We start from the raw sequence: 18,880 nt of genomic DNA, 5'->3' as shown, positions 1-18,880 counted from the left end.
GGCGGCGCCCTCCGGGTGGCCCCCTAGCACCAGCGGCCCGGTGGGTGGGAGAGGCCGGGCGGAACCGCCGCGCCGCATCATGATGTCCGGGCAGGGGCCTGTGCGAGGATGGGCGCCGTGCACTCCCGCCTGTCTCCCGCCCACGCTCCGCCGGCAGCGCCTCCACTGCTCAGCGCCGGCCTCATCCTGGTCGTGGTGATGGTCGCCTTCGAATCCATGGCGGTCAGCACCGTCCTCCCGCGCGTCTCTGAGGACCTGCGCGGCCTGGCGCTGTACGGCTGGGCGTCCAGCGCGTTTCTGCTCTCCAGCCTGTTCGGCGCGGTGCTCAGCGGCGTTCTTGCCGACCGGCGGGGACTGGCCGCCAGCGCGGCCCTGGCCCTGGGGGTGTTCGCCGTGGGCCTGCTGATCGCCGCGCTGGCGCCGTCCATGCCGGCGTTCGTGCTTGGGCGCCTCGTTCAGGGGCTCGGGGCCGGGGGGCTGGGCGCCCTGCCCTTTGCCGTGATCAGCGTGGGCTACCCCGAAGGCGCCCGGGCCCGCATGCTCGCGGCCGTATCGAGCGCGTGGCTGCTGCCCGCGCTGGTGGGCCCGCTGGTGGCGAGCGTGGTGGCGGACACCTGGTCCTGGCGGGCCGTCTTCTGGGGCCTGCTGCCCCTGCTGGCCCTGAGCGCGCCGCTGTGCGTGCTGCCGCTGCGCGGCGTGGCCCGCGCCCCGCAGCCCACCGCCGACCACGCTGTCCTCCGGCCGGCCCTGGCGCTCTCACTGGCGGCCGGCGCCCTGATCGAGGGCCTGCGCCGCCCGGACCTGTGGGCCCTGCCGCTGGCGGCCCTGGGGCTGGGCGGCGCCGTGTGGTCCGCCCGGACGCTGTTTCCCCGCGGCATGTGGCGCCTGCAGCCGGGCCTCCCGGCCGCGCTGGTCGTCCGTGGCGGCGCCGCGTTCGCAGTGATGGGCTCAAGCTCGTTCCTGCCGCTGGCCCTGCACACCCTGCGCGGCCTGAACCTGACCCAGGCGGGCTGGCTGCTCAGCGTGGGCGGCGCGACCTGGACGCTGGGCTCCTGGATCCAGGCCCGGCTGGAGCAGCGTGGCGGCGCGCACCGGCGAGCCCACCGGGTGCGGATGAGCATGGCGCTGCTGGTGGTGGCCGCCGCCACCACCGCGGCCGGGGTGCTGGGCGCGCTGCCGCTGTGGGCCGCGTACGCCGGGTGGTGCCTGGCCGGTCTGGCGATGGGCGTCGGGTACAACAGCAACAGCCTGTTCGCCCTGGCCAGCGTCGCGCCGGCCGGCGCCGGGCGGTTGTCCGGCCAGCTGGCCAACATCGAGGTGCTGATGGTGGCCGTGGCCGCGGGCGCCGGCGGCGCCCTGATCGCGCGCGTGCAGCCGATGGAGCAGGCGTTCACGCTGGCGTTCCTGCTCACGGGCGGCGGCGCGCTGCTCAGCGCTCTGGCCGCCGCCCGCCTGGACGGGCGCGGTCACTGACGTCCGGGCGCCCGGCGCCAGGGCCGCGTCCTGGCCTGCTCGTCGCCCGGCGGCGCTCACGGTATGCTGGCCGCCTGCCCTGTGGCTTCCCGGCACCCGGGCCGCAGGGGGCCCGCTGGTCAGCGCGGTGCCCACCCGTGAGCTGACCCCAACGCCGTCCGGACCCGCACAGCAGCGTGTTCACGGTGATTCTTGTGTGCGTACAGGCCCCGCGCCCTGTGCGGCCCGGCCGGTTGGCCGGGCGGGCCCCTGGCCTCCGAGACGCGCGTGGAGTTGCCAGCGTGAGGACCGAAGGTTTCATGATCAGCCAGCCGGCCGGACAGCGCACCGTGACGCTGCAGGCGTCCTACCTCGCGGTCTGCAGGCACGACGCCTGCGCCGCGCACCTGTTGGGCGTGTTTGAACGCCGGTTTGCCCTCAGCGCCGCGCAGGAATGCGGCCGGGACGAGGGTGCCGGACCGCGCGGGGCGCCGTGGGTGACGCTGAGCGCCGCGCAGTGCGCCGAGGACCTGCTGGGCATGTACGCCGAAGCCACCGTGCGCGCGGCGCTGGCCCGGCTGGTGGCGTGGGGCCTGATCGGCACGCGCGGCGACCCGGCCGGGCGCGCGGACCAGGCGCCGCAGTGGCTGTTTCACCGCGAGGCCGTGCAGGACGCTGTCAGTGCCTGGGGCGCCGCGCGCGGGGGTCGCCCTGAACTTCTGCCGGACGCGCAGGGGCGGCCTGACAGAGACCCGCTCACAGACACTCCGCCGCCCGCCACTCCGGTTCAGGCTGAGGGGCGGCGCGCCGCCAGGGAGACGCCGGTCCGCGCCGGGGCCGACCGGGGCCTGCCCCTGGCCGCGGCTGCCCCGGACCGTCCTCGGGCCCTGGCCGGCATCGCGGCGCTGACGCCTGTGGGGCGGGACGTGCTCAACGCCCGTCCAGCCGGTGACCCGGAGCAGATGCGTCTGCTGCGCGCCGTGCTGAGCGCCAGCCACCCGACACGTCTGCCGCACCTGCGCGCGCAGCTGCAGGGCGCCACCCGCAGCGGCCTGCCGCTGGCCCTCCTGACCCGCCTGACGGACGCGGAATTCGAGCGGGCCCGGGAAGCCGCGCGGGCCGACACCGGTCCGGACCTGTCCTTCACGGTCGCCTGGCGGCGCGCCGTGGAACGCCTGATCGGCGAGCCGCCGCCGGAGCGCGCCGCCGGAGCGCAGGTCGTGAACGCCCCCCAGGTCACGCGGCCGGAACCCGAACCGGACCGTCCGCTGGAGACCATCGAGCCGGGCACCCGCTGGGCCCACAAGCGCCGGGCGGACCGGGTGCTGACCATCGTGAAGGTGACGGGCGCCCGCGTGGCCGGGGACACCGGAGAGCACATGTTCGCGTTTCAGCTGACCCGCGACTACCGGCGCCTCCCCTGACAGCGCGCCCGAGGTCGGCCGGCCAGTCCGGGGCGCCGGCCTGGGTGCCGGGCGCCCGGTGTGGGCCGCTCCGGCGAGACTGGACCGGACGACGTCATCGGGAAGGCGGCCGGCGCCGATCGCGGAGAGGGCCGGGCGTCAGGCCCGGGGCGCCGCGTTCGTCCACCGCCGCCCGTGAGGTCCAGGGCCACGGGGCCGGACCGGTGGGCCGGGCACGCCCGGCCCACCGCGGTCCTGAGCGGGCACGCCGGCTGTCCGGGTGGTCAGCCGGCATGCTCTCCCGCGTCCGGCCGGTGTGTGCCCTGGGGTTCGTGCGGCGGGGCCGTGTGGCGTCCCGGAGCAGTTGAGCACCTGGAGCGGCCGTTGAGCGCGCGGAGGTGCCGCTTCACGCCCGGCGCTGCTCAGCGCGCGCTGCTTTTGCGGGCGTACTGCTCGTAGAACGCGTCCGCGGGGACGGGGGGCCCCAGCAGGTACCCCTGGCCGAGCTGGCAGGCGAGGTGCTGAAGCTGGTCGCGCTGCTCGGCCGTTTCAATGCCTTCGGCGATCATGGTGATGCCAAGCTGCCGGCCGAGCATGATGATGGTTTCCGCCACGGCCCTCGCCTTGGGCGTTCCGGCGAGCCGGGCCACGAACGAGCGGTCCACCTTCAGCTGCTGCACGCTCAGTTCCTGCATCTGGCTGAGGCTGGTGTACCCGCTGCCGAAATCATCCAGCGCCACCCGCACGCCCAGCGCGGCGAACGCCTGGGTGAGCACGGCCGCTTCGTGGGGGGCCGCCACCGTGACGGCCTCGGTGACCTCCAGCACCAGGCGGCCGGGCCGCAGGCCGGTGTCTTTCAGGGTGCGCTGCACCAGGGCGAAGAAGGCCGGGTCCTTCCACTGCCGTGCGGAGACGTTGACCGAGAGGGTCCAGTCGACCGCGCCCAGCGCGTGCCACTGCGCGAGTTGCCTGCAGGCGGTGCGCAGCACCCACGCGCCGAGGTCGTGGATGAGGTGGTTCTCCTCGGCCAGCGGAATGAACTCCAGGGGCGGCACCCAGCTGCCGTCCGGCTGGGGCCAGCGGGCCAGCACTTCGACGCCGACGACCTCACCGCTGTGCAGGTCCACCTGCGGCTGGTAGTGCAGGGCCATGCGGCCGTCGTGAATGGCCTGCGCCAGCTGGGTGCGCAGGATCACCTTGCGCTGCGCGGTGAGGGTCATGTCGTGGCTGAAGAAGCGGTAGTGGGCTTTGCCGGCGGCCTTGGCCTCGTACATGGCGGTGTCGGCCGCCTGCAGCAGGGCGGTGGCGTGCGCCTCGGGGCTGTGCTCGTCGGGGCCCGCGCCGTTCATGGGGTAGATGGCGATGCCCAGGCTGGCCGTGAGTTCGATGTGACGTTCGCCCAGCGCCACGGGTTCGTGCAGGCAGTCCAGGAGTTTCTGCGCGACCTGCGCGGCGTCGGCAGGGTGGGTGAGTTCCGGCAGGAGAATCACGAACTCGTCCCCGCCGAGGCGCGCGACGGTGTCGTGGTGGCGGACGCTGGCGCTCAGGCGCCGGCCCACCTCCTTGAGCAGCGCGTCTCCCACGCTGTGGCCCAGGGAGTCGTTCACGCTTTTGAAGCCGTCCAGGTCCAGGACGACGACGCCGACTGCGTGTCCGGACCGCTGCGCCTGGTGGAAGGCCAGCCCGGCGCGGTCGAGCAGCAGCAGGCGGTTGGGCAGACCGGTGAGCGGATCGTGGTGCGCGAGCGTGGCGCTGTGACGCTGCGCTTCCTGCCACAGCCGCACGGTGAGGCGCAATTCGAGCGAGTCGACCACAATGGCCGCGAGGTCCTGCAGGAACCGCTGTTCGAGCGGCGTGAAGTCGCGCACGCGGGTGTCGAACACGGCCAGCGCACCGATCCGTTCGCCGTCGGGGGTGACCAGCGGCGCGCCCGCGTAGGCCCGCACGTCGCCCTGCGGGGTCAGGCCGTCGCGGCGGTACTCCGGGTGGGCCTGGAGGTCCGCGATGGTGTGCACCTGGTCGCTGGTGATGGTGCGCGCGCAGCAGGCGGTGGCGCGGTCGAGTTCTCGCACCTGGGTGCCCTGCGCGGACTTTATCCAGGTGCGCTGGCCGTCCACGAGGTTGATCATGACCACCGGCACCTGAAGGAACTGGCCGGCGAAGCGGGTCAGGCGGTCGAACGCGACTTCCGGCAGCGTGTCCAGCACCTGGTAGCGGCGCAGCGCCTCCAGGCGCCTCAGCTCACGTTCAGGGCTGGTGTGGTCCATACCGCGTTATGCCTGCTGCGCGGCGGCGCTGCATGAGAAAAAAATGGGCTGGAGGGCCGCTTGGCCGGCCAAACCACTCAAGTTTTCGGGAACGGTTTCACAACTTTCACATCCGGCGCTGAAGATTCGCTTGGCGCTCAGGAGCGGACCTCGTGTTTTCCGGCCTTTCTGGCGCCCCCCGGGCGCAACCCTGCATTTTTGCCGCTGGAGCCGCGCCGGATGGGGACCGCCTGAGGCGGCGGTTGGCGCAACAGATGCTCACCGCCTGGACCGCGCTGAATGACCGTTGATCAGTCGTTTTTCGTCCCAGCCGACTTTGCGAGCCTGAGCCGGACCCGTACATTGTCCTCAACCCTGCTGTTTTCAAATGCGGCCCACATCTTCAGGCCGGCCCGCAGCGCAGGGCGCCCAGTCTGCGAGAGGTCATGCCCGGCGCGCGTACGCCCCCGTACCGTCTCCACGTTCCACCCGAGGTGCTCACATGAAGGCAGTCATTTTTGCTGGCGGTTTAGGAACGCGCATCAGTGAAGAGAGCACCGTCCGGCCCAAACCCATGATCGAGGTCGGGGGCCGGCCGATCCTGTGGCACATCATGAAGATCTACGCCTCGCACGGCATCACGGATTTCGTCGTGCTGTGCGGCTACAAGCAGTACATGATCAAGGAGTACTTCGCGAACTACTTCCTGCACATGTCCGACGTGACCTTCGACATGCGCACGAACACGCCGCGCATCCACCACGCGCACGCCGAGCCGTGGTGCGTGACCCTGGTTGACACCGGCGAGGAAACCATGACCGGCGGGCGGCTCAAACGCGCCCGGCAGTACCTCGAAGGCGAAACCTTCTGCCTCACCTACGGCGACGGCGTCGGCAACATCGACATCGGCGCCACCATCGACTTCCACCGCCGCCACCAGCGCCTCGCGACCATGACGGTGGTGCAGCCCCCGGGGCGCTTCGGTGCGGTGGCCCTGGAAGAAGGCTACTCGGTGCGCAGCTTCCAGGAGAAACCCACCGGCGACGGCGCGTGGATCAACGGCGGGTTCTTCGTCCTGGAACCCGAGGTGCTGGACTACATCGACGGGGACACGACCACCTGGGAAGCCGAGCCGCTGCGGCACCTCGCGCGTGACGGGCAGCTTGGCGCGTACCGGCATGGAGGGTTCTGGCAGCCGATGGATACCCTGCGCGACAAGCACGTCCTTGAAGAGATGTGGCGCGAGCATCAGGCGCCCTGGAAGGTCTGGTAGGCCCGTGCGGTTCGACTACGCGGTTGTCGGCGGGGGCATTGTCGGCCTGGCCACCGCCCACGCGCTCGCCGCGCGCCACCCGGGTGCCAGCATCGTCCTGCTGGAAAAAGAGGACGGGCCGGCCCGGCACCAGACGGGCCGGAACTCCGGGGTGATCCACTCCGGGATCTACTACGCGCCCGGCAGCCTGAAAGCGAAGATGTGCGCCGCGGGCGTGCAGTCCATGATGGCGTTCTGCGATGAGCACGGCATTCCGTACGACCAGTGCGGCAAGGTCATCGTCGCCACCGCGCCGGAGGAGCTGCCCGGGCTCGAGCGCCTCTACCAGCGCGGTCTGGACAACGGCCTGAACGTGCAGAAGCTCAGCGCCGCGCAGGTCACCGAGTACGAGCCGCACGTCCGGGCCCTGGCCGGCATCCGCGTCCCGAGTACCGGCATCGTCTCCTACCGGCAGGTGAGCGCGGCGCTCGTCGACCTTATCCGGGCGCGGGGCGCCGACGTGCGCTTCGGCGTCACCGTCGAGCGCCTGACCCCCAGCGCGGACGGCTACGAGATCAGCACCAGCGCCGGCGACGTCGCCGCGCTGGTGCTCGTCAACTGCGCCGGGCTGCACAGTGACCGCGTGGCCCGCCTCGCCGGCACCGACCCGCGCAGCAGCATCGTGCCGTTCCGCGGCGAGTACTACGAACTGCGCCCCGAACGCCGCGCGCTCGTGCGCGGGCTGATCTACCCGGTTCCCAACCCGGACTTCCCGTTCCTGGGCGTGCACTTCACGCGCATGATCGACGGGTCCGTGCATGCCGGCCCGAACGCCGTGCTGGCCTTTGCCCGCGAAGGCTACCGCAAGACCGATCTGAACGTCCGGGACCTGCGCGAGGTGCTCACCAATCCCGGCTTCCGCGCCCTGGCGCGCCGGCACCTGCGTGAAGGCGCCATGGAAATGATGCGCTCCTGGTCGAAAGCCACCTTCGTGCGCAGCCTCCAGCGGCTCATTCCGGAAGTCACGGCCGACGACATCGTGCCGTGCGCCGCGGGGGTCCGCGCGCAGGCCCTCACGCCCGAAGGCAAACTCGTGGACGACTTCCTGCTGATCGACGGTCCCAACGCGCTGCACGTGTGCAACGCCCCGTCACCGGCCGCCACCTCCAGCCTGGAGATCGGCCGCGCCATCGCCGCGCGCGTTCCGGCGGCGCCCAGGCGCCATACCCTCTCGCTGACCCCCCAAGGAGTGCCCGCATGAAGGTCCTGATCACCGGCACAGAAGGTTACCTGGGCGCCATCGTCGCGCCCGCCGTCATGCGCGCCGGCCACAGCGTCACCGCCGTCGACACCGGCTACTACCGCAGCGGCTGGCTGTACCACGGCGTGGACCGCACGGCGAAGACGCAGTTCAAGGACATCCGGCACGTCACCGCCGCGGACTTCGAGGGCGTCGACGCGGTCGTGCACATGGCCGAACTCTCCAACGACCCGCTCGGGCAGCTGCTGCCGAACATTACGTACGACATCAACCACCTGGGCTCCCTGAGACTCGCGCGCCTCGCCAAGGCCGCCGGCGTGGGGCGCTTCGTGTACATGTCGTCATGCAGCGTGTACGGCGTGGCAACCGAAGGGGACGTCACCGAGGCGTCGTCCGTCAATCCGCAGACCGCCTACGCCGAGTGCAAGGTCCTCGTGGAACGGGACCTGCGCGAGCTGGCCGACGGGCGCTTCTCCCCGACCTTCCTGCGCAACGCCACGGCCTTCGGCGCCTCGCCCCGCATGCGCTTTGACATCGTGCTGAACAATCTCGCCGGTCTGGCCTGGACGTCCGGGGAAATCCGCATGACCTCCGACGGCACGCCGTGGCGGCCGCTCGTGCACGCCAACGACATTGCGCGCGCCATCCTCTGCGCGCTTGAGGCGCCGCTCGAAGCGGTGCACAACCAGGTGTTCAACGTGGGTGACACCGCGCAGAACTACCGCGTGCGCGACATCGCTGAGATCATCGCCGCGACCTTCCCCGGCTGCGCGCTGAGCTTCGGGGCGAACGGCAGCGACAACCGCAGCTACCGCGTGTCGTTCGAGAAGATCAACACGCAACTGCCCGGCTTCGCCTGCGAATGGAACGCCGAACGCGGCGCGGCGCAGCTGGCCGCGCTGTTCGCCCGCATCGGGCTGACGAAAGAGGAATTCGAATCCCGCGGCTACACCCGCCTCAAGCAGCTCGAGTACCTGCTGTCCACCGGGCAGATCGACCAGGACTTCTTCTGGACCGATCCGTTCAGCGCCGCGCTGCCCGAGCCGGTCCTGATGGAGCGTGTTCCGTGATCTTCACCGAGACCCGGCTGCGCGGCGCGTTCACCGTGGACGTGCAGGCGCGCGAGGACCACCGCGGGCTGTTCGCCCGGACCTTCTGCCAGCGCGAGTTCGCCGAGCACGGCCTGAAGGTCGACGTGGCGCAGTGCAACCTCAGCGTCAACCACGTCGCCGGCACCCTGCGCGGCATGCACTACCAGCTCGCCCCGGCCGCGGAAACCAAACTCGTGCGCTGCACCCGCGGCTCCATCCTGGACGTGATCGTGGACCTGCGTCCGGACTCCCCCACCTACCTGGAGCACGTCGCGGTGGAACTCACCGAGCACAACCGCCGCGCCCTGTACGTGCCCGAGCTGTTCGCGCACGGGTACCAGGCGCTGACCGACGGCGCCGAGGTCACGTACCAGGTCGGGGAGTTCTACACGCCCGGGTACGAACGCGGCCTGCGCTTCGACGACCCCCGCCTGGGCATCACGTGGCCGCTGCCCGTGACCGTGATCTCCGACAAGGACGCCGCGTGGCCGCTGCTGAGCGCCGAGGCGGTGCTCGGATGATTCTGGTGGACCGGGCACTCCAGGCCCGCGAGGACGCCGGGCAGCCCGTGCGCGTGGGCATGATCGGCGCGGGCTTCATGGGCCGCGGCGTCGCGAACCAGATCATCAATTCCGTACCGGGCATGCGGCTCGTGGCCGTCGCCAACCGCACGCTCACCACCGCCCGCCGCGCGTACCTCGAAGCGGGCGTGGAAAGCGTCCTGGAGGTCCGCAGCCAGGCGGCCGTGGAGGACGCCATCCGCGCCGGGCAACCGGCCGTGACCGAAGACGCCCTGCTGCTGTGCCGCGCCGAGGGCATCGACTGCCTGATCGACGTGACCGGCGACGTGGAGTTCGGCGCGCAGGTCACCGTGGAAGCCATCGCCAACGGCAAACACATGGTCACCATGAACGCCGAGCTCGACGCGACCGTCGGGCCGCTGCTCAAGGTGATGGCCGACCGCGCCGGCGTGATCTTCACGGCTGCCGACGGGGACCAGCCCGGCGTGCAGATGAACCTGTACCGCTTCGTGCGCAGCATCGGGCTGACGCCGCTGCTGTGCGGGAACATCAAGGGCCTGCAGGACCCGTACCGCACGCCCACCACCCAGAAGGCCTTCGCGGAACGCTGGGGGCAGAACCCGTACATGGTCACGAGTTTCGCCGACGGCACGAAAATCTCCTTCGAGCAGGCCATCGTCGCCAACGGCACCGGCATGCGCGTCGCGCAGCGCGGCATGCGCGGCCTGGACTTCCCCGGGCACGTTGACGACCTGCGGGCGATGTACGACGTCGATGAACTGCGCGCCCTCGGCGGCGCCGTGGACTACGTGGTGGGCGCGCGGCCCGGCCCGGGCGTCTTCGTGTACGCCACGCACGACGACCCCAGGCAGCGCCACTACCTCAACCTGTACAAACTTGGCGAGGGGCCGCTGTACAGCTTCTACACGCCGTACCATCTGTGCCACTTCGAGGTGCCGCTCTCCGCCGCGCGCGTCGTGCTGTTCGGGGACGCCGTGCTGCAGGCGCGCGGCGCGCCGATGGTGGAGGTCGTCACCACCGCCAAGCGCGACCTGAAAGCCGGGGAGACCATCGACGGCCTGGGCGGCTACATGACCTACGGCCAGTGCGAGAACGCCGACGTGACGGCCGCGCAGCGGCTGCTGCCGATGGGCCTGGCCGAAGGCGCGCAGCTGCGGCGGGACCTGCCGCGCGACCACGTGCTGACCTACGACGACGTGACGCTGCCTGAAGGGCGCCTGTCGGTACAGCTGCGCGCCGAGCAGGACCGCCTGTTCGCCCCGGCCGCCGAGCTGCGCCCCACCTGAGCCCCGAGACCCACCGCGTGCCGGCGGATCTGTCCGGCTCTGGAGGAGCGCCATGAAAGACATGACAGTGACCCCCGGTTTCAGCCGCGCTGCGCCCGCCCCGGCCGCCCCGCTGGCCGGCCAGCGCGTGCCGCTGCGCCTCAACGACCGCCGGATCATCCGGTTCCTGTCGGTCACGGCGGCGGTCCTGATCGCGGTGGGCTTCTGGGGCATCTACAGCAAGACCTTCCTGCCGGACTTCTTCGCGCGGGACCTGGTGTGGTCCCTGACGTACCTCAACGGCGAGACGAACCTCCCGTCGCTGTTCTCCACGCTGCTGCTGCTGTCGGCCGCCGCCGCGCTCGGCGTGATCGCCCTGGCCCGCAGGGCCGCGCTGGACCCGTTCCGCCGGGTCTGGACCGGCCTGACCCTGCTGTTCGTGTACCTCGGCCTCGACGAGGGCGCCAGCCTGCACGAACTGCTGATCGAGCCGGTGCACGACCTGGTCAAGGTTGAGGGCGCGCTGCACTACGCCTGGGTGGTGCCGTACGGCCTGCTGGCCCTGACCGTGTTCGTCGTGTGCCTGCGCTTCCTGCGCCACCTGCCGCGCGGGACCCGCAACGGCATGCTGCTCGCCGGCGCGGTGTACATCAGCGGCGCCTTCGGCCTGGAACTCGCCGAAGGCTACGTGCGCACCCTGATGGGCCGCGACACCTTCCTGATGGAGATCCTGATCACCGCCGAGGAAGCCCTGGAGATGGCGGGCGTGATCCTGTTCCTGTCGACCCTGCTGCGCTACGTCCGCCTGGCCCTGCCGGACCTCGAGCTGCGCGTGGGCCTGACCCGCGACTAGGCAGCCGCGTCAGCAGGCCCTCAGGGCGCGCGGCACTCCGCGCTGTTGTAGAAGTTGCAGTCGCGCCCCACGCTGCCCGCCACGGCCTTCTGCACCGCCGCACCGAAAGTGTTGCGGCTGACCGTCACGGCCGGGTTACCGTTGTCGGCGTACACGGCCGTCTCCACGTGGTCAAAGCGGTTGTTCTCGATCCGCGTGCGTCCGAACCCCCGGTCGATCAGCACGCCCACCGACGGACCGTCAATCACGTTGTCCGCGATCGACACGCCATTGCTGCCCACGACCACCGCGGTGCGCGCCCAGGGCAGGCGCCCCGTGACGGTGTTGCCGCGCAGCACCACGTTGTCCGCCTCGATGCGGATGCCGCGGCGCGTGTCGCGCACCTGGTTGCCCTCGATCAGGATGTTCTTCGACGGCGGGCCGCTCCCCCAGGTGTTCACCTTGATGGCGTCCTCGGCGTACACCTCCGGCTGACCGCCGGTGCCTTCGACGCGGTTGTTGCGGATCTGCCCGCCGTTGACCGAGTGCATCAGGATGTACGCCGAGCCGTCCGGCGCCCACGCGCGCCTCGAACGCACGGTGTTGTTCTCGATGACCGCGCCTTCGACCGTCTTCGTGGCCCCGTCGTACGGCATGACCTTGATGCCGTCCTTGCCGAACACGTCCACGGTGTTGTTGCGGTACACGACGTGGTGCACGCCCTCGGTTTTCGTGGCGGTGTTCGAGAGGTTCTTCAGGACGTTGCCTTCCGCCAGGAAGTCATCCCCGATGGTCGCGAACAGCCCCAGGCCCGCGAACGGTTTGCCGTTGGGGTCGCCCAGCCCGGTCACCGTGTTGTTCAGCCAGCGCTGGTGCACGGTGCGGTGCGCCCATCCGCCGGCGCCGCCGGCCCGCTCGATCCGGTTGTCGCGCAGGGTCACGGTGTCGGTGTCCTCGACCGCCAGCCCGTTGGTGGGGGCGTCCACGACGTGCAGGTCGCTGAGGGTGACGTTCTTTCCCTTGTTGACCCGGACCCCGTCGATCAGCACCGCGTACGGATTGGCGCTCGGCACGCGGCGCCCGGCGATACTCAGGCCGCGCACGGTGACGTTCACGGGCCGGTCGAAGTGCAGCATGCCGTCGAACCTGCCGTGCTCGTAGTTCGGCGCGGCGCGGACCGTGGCGCCCGCCGCGCCCGACACCGTCTGGTCCTTGAGCCCGGTGAACACCACCGGGCCGCGGATCAGGTAGGTGCCGGCCGGGAACACCAGGTCCCGCCCGGCGAGTTGACTCGCGGCGCGGTTGAGCGCGGCGGTGTCGTCGGTGGTGCCGTCCCCGCGCGCCCCGAAGTCCCGGACGCTCACGCTGGCCCGCCGCGGCGCGGCCTGCGCGAGCGCCGCCCGGCTGGGGGCCACGGCCGCCTCCCGCGGCGCCGGGGGACCCTGCCCGAGCACGCTCGCGCCCTGCAGCAGCCCCGCGCCGAGCAGCAGGCCCGCGCCCAGCGCCATCCACGGCGCGGACATCACGCGGGTTCCCGTTCCCGGTCCGGCGCCGCGGCGCGCACCCGCCGGCGCAGCGCACGGGCGTAGGCGTCCAGCAGTTTCGGCGCCTGGTGGTCCCAAGCGAGCGCCTGCTGCATGCGCGCCTGGCCCACGCGGCCCATCTGCGCCTGGCGCTCCGGGTCGGCCAGCAGGGCCAGCAGCTGACGCGCGAAGTCCTCCTCGTCGTTGGGCCGCGCGTACGCGGCCGCGTCCCCGGCCGAGTGGCGGCCCTCGGTCAGGTCGAACTGCACGGTCGCCTTGCCGAGCGCCATGTACTCCAGCACCTTGTTCATGGTGCACACGTCGCTGTACGACGTCTGCGGGTCCGGGGCCACGCAGACGTCGCAGGCGCTGAGGCGCTCGATCAGCTCGTCCTGGTCGGTCAGCATGCCCGTGAATTCCACGTACGGGTCGAGTTTCATGGCGCTGCACAGCGCCCTGAGCGGCTCCAGGGACGGTCCGCCTCCGATGATCATGAACCGCACGTCGGTGCGCCCGCCGTCCACCACGCGCCGCGCCACGCGCAGCAGCACGTCCAGCCCGTCCTGGGAACCCAGCACGCCCACGTACCCGACCACGTGCCGGAACCCCGCCCGGTACCGCTCCCCGCCGGGCTGCGGCACGAAGCGGTCCAGGCGCGGGCCGCTGCGCACCACGAACACGTCCTCCGGGGCCTTGTGACCGCGGCCCAGGGCAAAGCCGCGCAGGGATTCGTTCGTGGCGACCACCACGTCCGCCAGCGCGTAGGTGAGGCGCTCGGCCAGTTTCAGCACGTGGTACGGCAGGTCACGCCGGCCGAACTTCGCTTCGTACATCTCCAGCGTCGCGTCGTGGTGGTCGAAGATCATCGGCGTGCCGAACAGCGCCTTGAACGGCGCCGCGACCAGGAACAGCAGGTCCGGCGGGTTGCACACGTGAATGACGTCAAAGCCCCGCTCGCGCCGGACGCGCCACGCCAGGCGGGTTTCGTGCCACAGCGCCACGAGGTACTCGCGCACGAAGGTCAGGCTGCCTTCGCCCTCAGGGGGCAGGGGATGGCGGTAGACCGCGATGCCTTCGAGCATCTCGAAGGTCTTGTCCTGGCCGCGCCCGGTGGGGCAGATGACTGACACCTCGTACCCGGCGGCGTGCAGGGTTGTCGCTTCCATCCACACCCGGCGGTCCACCGGCACCGGCAGGTTCTCCACGATGATCAGCACCCGCCGCCTGGGGGCGGCCGGAGCGCGGCTGGACGGGCCCAGCGTTGAAACGTCAGTCATGGGGACCCCGCGGCGCGCCCTGCGCCAGGGTCCGGTACACAGTATCCAGACTCTGCCAGGTGCGCCGGATATCAAAGGCGTGCGCGGCGCGCGCGTACGCCGCAGCGCCGTACCGCGCCCGGGCGTCCTGGTCGCTCAGCAGCTCAGCCAGGGCGGCGCTCAGCGCGCCCGGATCCCCGGGCGGCACTAGGCGGCCACTCACGCCGTCTTCGATCAGGTCCGGAATGCCGCCCACCCGGGTGGACAGCAGGGCCAGGCCGCGCGCCATGCCTTCAAGCAGCGACAGCGGCTGACCCTCGAAATGCGACGGCAGGGCCAGGATGTCGGCCTGGTCCATCTCCGCCGCCACGCCGGCCGGGTCGAGCCAGCCGCGGAAGTCCACGCTGCGGCTGACCCCGAGTTCCGCGGCCAGGGCCTCCAGGTCGGCGCGCAGCGGGCCGTCGCCGGCGAACACCAGCCGCGCGCCGGGCGGGCGCGGGCAGGCCGCCCAGGCCCGCAGCAGCCCCACCGGGTCCTTGCGGTCGATCAGGACGCCTGCGAACAGCACCCGCGGGGCGCGGCGCGCCAGGACGCGCGCGGCGGGCGCCAGGGCGACCCCGTTGGCCGCGACTGTCACCCGGGCGCCCGGCGCGATGCGGGTCACGGCTGCCGCCAGGGCAGGGGAGAGCGTGATGACCCGGTCGGCGCGGCGCAGGGTGGCGCGCACCAGGGCGCGCGCCAGCGGCGGGCACGCTCCGTAGAAGGTCTCGAACTCCCCGGCGTGCAGGTGCAGGACCGTCGGCACGCGGAACACGCCGCGCGCGGCCCACAGCAGCAGCGCCTTGCGGGCAAAACTGCCGTACGCCGCCGAGTGCAGGTGCACCAGCGACGGCCGGGCGCTCAGGCAGCGCCAGAGCAGTGTGCCGGCGCCGCGGGCGAACAGGGACAGGCGCCGCGGAAGCGGACCGTCATCGTGCGTGACGAGGCGTTCAACCTGCCAGTCGGTGAACAGCGGGGTGGCTTCCAGCGCGCGGGTGTAGCCGTGAATTCCGCCGCGCGCCGCGGTCGCCACCCACAGTGCCGGCGGCGCGCCGGTGGTCCGGGCCGCGCGGCGCCCGGCGCCGCTGCGCGCGGTCCACAGGGTGCGGGTCATGCGGTCACCGGCTGCGGCCGCGCGGCGCCCAGCCACAGTTCCAGGCACAGCGCCGTCCAGGCCAGCTTGGCCCCGCCAGTGGTGCCCAGCGCCTGCGGCGAGAGCAGCCGCTCGAGTTCCGCGCCGCTCAGCCAGCCGCGCAGCTGCGCGCCGGGCGTCAGCAGGTGGTCGTGCGCCATGGCCCGCAGGTGCGGATCGCTGCGCAGCCACTCGCCGAGCGGCAGGCGGAAGCCGCTTTTCGGCCGGTCCAGCACCTGCTGCGGCAGGCGGCGGGCGAAGGCGCGGCGCACCGGCATCTTGCCGCGCAGGCCGCTGAGCTTCTCCCGGTCGGGCAGCGCCACCGCCCAGGGCGTCAGCGCGAGGTCCAGCATCGGCACCCGCTGCTCGATGGACGCCTGCATGGTCGTGTAGTCCCCGCGGTGCAGGAGGTTGTTCGGCAGCCACGACTCCAGGTCCAGCACCTGCATGCGCTGCAGGTCGCTCCAGCCGCTGGGGTAGTGCGCGAGGCGGTCCTCCACCCAGCCGAGCGCGCGGCGTGGCTGCGCGCCGCCGGCCAGCAGCGCCGAGACCAGGCCCTGCGGCGCGGCGTCGTTCTCGAACCAGCGCATCCAGCGCACCGCCCGGCGCGGCTCGGACAGCGCGTCGGCCGCGATACCCAGCCGCCCGCGGCGCCCCAGCCGGGCGCTGGCGACCTTCATCGCCGGACCCAGCAGGCCTGCGTAGCGGTCTGCGGCGTACTTCGGGTACCCGGCAAACGCCTCGTCCCCACCCTCTCCGGACAGCACCACTTTCACGTCACCCGCCGCCGCGAGGGACAGTTTCAGCATCGCGACGTCCGCCGGGTCCGCGAACGGGCCGTTGCGGCTGCCCGACAGCACCGGCGCGAGGTCCGCGAAGTCCGCCGGGCCGACCTGCACCTCGTGCAGTTCAGCGCCGATCGACGCCGCGACCGCGCGGGCGTGCGGCAGCTCACTGACTTCGCTCTGCGCGTCCTGGAAACCCACCGAGTAGGCCTGCAGCGGCCCGGCGCACTCCAGGGCGAGCCGCTGGGCCACGACGCTGGAATCCAGTCCGCCGCTCAGAAAACAGCCCACCGGCACGTCCGCGATGGTGTGGTGGGCCACGCTGTCCGCGACGCGCAGCTCAACGTCGTCCGGCGTGGCGTGCGCGCCGGCCTGCCGGTGACGCTCGACCTCGTCACTCAGGTGAATGAACTGCACCGAGCGCACGGTGGTCAGCCGGTCACCGGCGATCATGGCCATGCCCGGCTCCAGGCGGTGCACCCCCTGGTACAGGGTGTGCGCGCCGAACGCATACCGGTGCGCGAGGGTTTCCAGGACGGACGTCAGGTCCAGTTCCGGCGCGCGGTCCGTCAGGGACAACAGCGCCCCGAGCTCCGAAGCGAAGTGCAGGTGACGCGCGCCGCGCGTCCAGAACAGCGGCTTGATGCCAAAGGGATCGCGGGCCAGCACGGTGTCGCGGGTGCGGTGGTCGTACAGCGCGAAGGCGTACATGCCGCGCAGCCGCGCGAAGCCGCGCACGCCCCACGCGAGGTACGCCGCGAGAATCACTTCGGTGTCCGAGTGCGTCGCGAAGCGCTGTCCGGCCCCCTCGAGTTCGCGGCGCAGGGTCAGGTGGTTGTAGATTTCCCCGTTGAACACGATGGTCGCGTGCCCGGCCACGTCACTCATGGGCTGCGCGCCGCTGAACAGGTCAATGATGCTCAGGCGCGTGTGGCCCAGCGCGGCCGTGCTGACCGTCTGGCTGCGCTGCGCGTCCGGACCGCGGTGGCGCAGCGGCCGCAGGTCCAGCGCCCCGGCGCTCACTTCATGGTCGTAGATGGTGCCGAGAATTCCACACATGTCACGCCCCCTCTGTCTGCAGCGGCGGCCTCGCCGCTGCCTGGAACAACGCCCCGAAGGCCGCGGTCATCTGCGGGATGGAGAACAGCCGCTCGGCCCGCTGCCGGCCGGCCTGCCCGAGCGCCGCGCCGCGGTCGGGTGCCTGCGCCAGGGCGCGCAGGTGCCCGGCGAACGCCCCGAGGTCGCCGTCCGCAGCGAGGTAGCCGGTTTCGCCGTGCACGATCAGTTCGCGCGGCCCGTGGTCGATGTCGAACGCCACGGTGGGCAGAGCGCAGGCCATCGCCTCGACGAGCACGTTCGCGAAGCCCTCGGCGTGTGAGGTCAGCACAAACGCGTCGTGCGCCTGCAAAAACGCCAGCGGGTCCGGCACGTACCCGACGAAATGAACGCAGTCCTCCACGCCCAGCGCGCGCGCCGCGTGTTCCAGCGCCGGACGCTCGGGGCCCTCTCCGGCCACGTCGAACACGAGGGTGTGCCCGGCGTCACGCAGGAGCCGGGCAACGTGAAGCAGCCGTTCAAAACCTTTATCCGCAACCAGGCGTCCCATCGCGGCCACCCGCAGGGGCGGCGCGGGGACGCGCGCCGTCACGCTCTCAGGCAGCGGCGTGGCGTTATGAATAACGTGACCGCGCCGGCGCGGCGCGCCGCGCTCGACGAACTGGTCGTACAGGCCGCGTGTCGGCACCACCCAGTGGTCGGCCTGGGCCACCACCCAGCGGCGCAGCCAGCGTTTCACCACACCTTTGTCGGCGTGGCTGAACAGCGACAGTTCCTCGTTGGTGATATGCACGAAGTCCAGGCGCCGGCGGTTGAGACTGCCCACGGCGAGGCCCGCATACCACAGGCGGGAGTACACCACGTCCGGCTGGAAGTTCTGAATAGACGCCCTCAGCCGCCGGCGCGCCTCGAGCAGGTTGCGCGCAGCGTGAAGTGCGCCCATGGGACGGTCGAGCGCCGGCGCCACGCCCAGATCGGTCCAGCGGCAGCCGGCCCGGTCCAGCCGGTCGCTCAGCGCGTTGCGCCCCGAAACGGTGAACAGGGTGACCAGTTCGCATTGAAACTCATCGGCAGGCAGGGTCGTCAGCAGATGGGCGAGTTGCATCTCAGCGCCGCCCGGCCACAGCGACGGCAGCACCGCCAGAATCTTCAGTGGCCGGACCGGGTGCGCGCCGCGTGACGCCGCCCTCGTCTGCGGGCGCGCGGCGCTCTCCCTGAGGCTGTCCAGGAGGTAGATCATCGGTGTCATGGAACTCCTGTGGGACGTTCTGAGCGGTGAAGCGAGTGACCTCAAAAAAGCGGTGGATGTCGCTGCGCAGTGCACGTGCAGGGCATCCACCACCTATTTTTCACGTCCCAGCTTCAGATTGCTTAATGAGCGACCGGTAGGCACCCTGACCAGCTGTCGCTCAACCGTGCTTACCGGGGAGCAGAGTCTCGCTTCAGTCGGACAAAGGATCACACCCGGGCAGCCACGCAGCGCTCCGGGGTGTGGTTCGCCGCCCCACCGCGCGGCCGGGTTCCGGCGTGGCCGTGAACTGGGTCACCCAGGCGCCCGGAGGTGCCCGGCGCGCCGCGCGCGGCTGAGTAACTGCTGTCCAACTGCTGACCAGCCGTTATTCAATCCTCAGCTGCTTCTAACCTACGGACATCACAGGCCAGCCAAGGACCACTGCTGCGCGCCTGTGTGCGGCCCAGACGGACCGCAACCGGGAACGTCACGAACTGCGAACCAACAGCGAACT

Annotated in this window: 14 protein-coding genes; 8 read left to right on the top strand and 6 right to left on the bottom strand. The window is 71.6% G+C overall.

Going from position 1 to position 18,880, the window contains the following annotated elements; all coding sequences use genetic code 11:
* The first annotated feature begins 108 nt into the window (after positions 1-108).
* Positions 109-1,473: an MFS transporter gene (locus LAJ19_RS14300; protein WP_432804250.1), complete on the top strand. Its 1,365-nt coding sequence runs from the start codon at positions 109-111 to the stop codon at positions 1,471-1,473.
* 281 nt (positions 1,474-1,754) lie between these two features.
* Positions 1,755-2,876, top strand: coding sequence for a hypothetical protein (locus LAJ19_RS14295; RefSeq protein ID WP_225523538.1), 1,122 nt, complete (start codon positions 1,755-1,757; stop codon positions 2,874-2,876).
* A gap of 401 nt (positions 2,877-3,277) precedes the next feature.
* On the opposite strand, the gene LAJ19_RS14290 is transcribed toward LAJ19_RS14295, so the two are convergent.
* Positions 3,278-5,122: a putative bifunctional diguanylate cyclase/phosphodiesterase gene (locus LAJ19_RS14290; protein ID WP_225523537.1), complete on the bottom strand. Its 1,845-nt coding sequence runs from the start codon at positions 5,120-5,122 to the stop codon at positions 3,278-3,280.
* 481 nt (positions 5,123-5,603) lie between these two features.
* Here LAJ19_RS14290 and rfbF point away from each other — a divergent pair, with 481 nt between their 5' ends.
* Genes rfbF through LAJ19_RS14260 form a run of 6 tightly spaced genes read left to right on the top strand, consistent with a single transcriptional unit; the run spans position 5,604 to position 11,365 of the window.
* Positions 5,604-6,374 (top strand): glucose-1-phosphate cytidylyltransferase, encoded by a 771-nt coding sequence (gene rfbF / locus LAJ19_RS14285; protein WP_225523536.1) that lies wholly within the window; start codon positions 5,604-5,606, stop codon positions 6,372-6,374.
* Between the two features lie 4 nt (positions 6,375-6,378).
* Positions 6,379-7,614, top strand: a complete 1,236-nt coding sequence (gene lhgO / locus LAJ19_RS14280; RefSeq protein ID WP_225523535.1) for an L-2-hydroxyglutarate oxidase — start codon at positions 6,379-6,381, stop codon at positions 7,612-7,614.
* Positions 7,611-8,684, top strand: coding sequence for an SDR family oxidoreductase (locus LAJ19_RS14275; protein ID WP_225523534.1), 1,074 nt, complete (start codon positions 7,611-7,613; stop codon positions 8,682-8,684). The genes lhgO and LAJ19_RS14275 overlap by 4 nt, the downstream gene beginning before the upstream one ends.
* Complete coding sequence (gene rfbC / locus LAJ19_RS14270) at positions 8,681-9,226, top strand: dTDP-4-dehydrorhamnose 3,5-epimerase (RefSeq protein WP_225523533.1); 546 nt, start codon at positions 8,681-8,683, stop codon at positions 9,224-9,226. Before LAJ19_RS14275 ends, rfbC begins: the two co-directional genes overlap by 4 nt.
* On the top strand, positions 9,223-10,533 hold the full coding sequence (locus LAJ19_RS14265; protein WP_225523532.1) for an NAD(P)H-dependent oxidoreductase: 1,311 nt from the start codon (positions 9,223-9,225) through the stop codon (positions 10,531-10,533). Before rfbC ends, LAJ19_RS14265 begins: the two co-directional genes overlap by 4 nt.
* Before the next feature lie 52 nt (positions 10,534-10,585).
* A complete protein-coding gene (locus tag LAJ19_RS14260) occupies positions 10,586-11,365 on the top strand; it encodes a DUF8692 domain-containing protein (protein WP_225523531.1) in 780 nt (259 codons plus the stop codon).
* Between the two features lie 20 nt (positions 11,366-11,385).
* Here LAJ19_RS14260 and LAJ19_RS14255 read toward each other — a convergent pair whose 3' ends face one another.
* Genes LAJ19_RS14255 through LAJ19_RS14235 form a run of 5 tightly spaced genes read right to left on the bottom strand, consistent with a single transcriptional unit; the run spans position 11,386 to position 18,384 of the window.
* Positions 11,386-12,867 carry a right-handed parallel beta-helix repeat-containing protein gene (locus LAJ19_RS14255; protein WP_225523530.1) on the bottom strand — a complete coding sequence of 494 codons (1,482 nt, stop codon included), beginning with the start codon at positions 12,865-12,867 and terminating at the stop codon, positions 11,386-11,388.
* Complete coding sequence (locus LAJ19_RS14250) at positions 12,867-14,144, bottom strand: glycosyltransferase family 4 protein (protein WP_225523529.1); 1,278 nt, start codon at positions 14,142-14,144, stop codon at positions 12,867-12,869. Before LAJ19_RS14250 ends, LAJ19_RS14255 begins: the two co-directional genes overlap by 1 nt.
* Positions 14,137-15,276 (bottom strand): glycosyltransferase, encoded by a 1,140-nt coding sequence (locus LAJ19_RS14245; protein WP_225523528.1) that lies wholly within the window; start codon positions 15,274-15,276, stop codon positions 14,137-14,139. Before LAJ19_RS14245 ends, LAJ19_RS14250 begins: the two co-directional genes overlap by 8 nt.
* Positions 15,273-17,138, bottom strand: a complete 1,866-nt coding sequence (gene asnB / locus LAJ19_RS14240) for an asparagine synthase (glutamine-hydrolyzing) (RefSeq protein ID WP_225523527.1) — start codon at positions 17,136-17,138, stop codon at positions 15,273-15,275. The genes LAJ19_RS14245 and asnB overlap by 4 nt, the downstream gene beginning before the upstream one ends.
* 1 nt (position 17,139) lies before the next feature.
* A complete protein-coding gene (locus LAJ19_RS14235) occupies positions 17,140-18,384 on the bottom strand; it encodes a glycosyltransferase (RefSeq protein ID WP_225523526.1) in 1,245 nt (414 codons plus the stop codon).
* Between the last annotated feature and the right edge of the window lie 496 nt (positions 18,385-18,880).

The organism is Deinococcus taeanensis, from assembly GCF_020229735.1.
In the GTDB taxonomy this organism is placed as follows: domain Bacteria; phylum Deinococcota; class Deinococci; order Deinococcales; family Deinococcaceae; genus Deinococcus; species Deinococcus taeanensis.
Note: the sequence above shows the minus strand (reverse complement) of the source record. Positions and strands in the feature narration are given on the sequence as shown.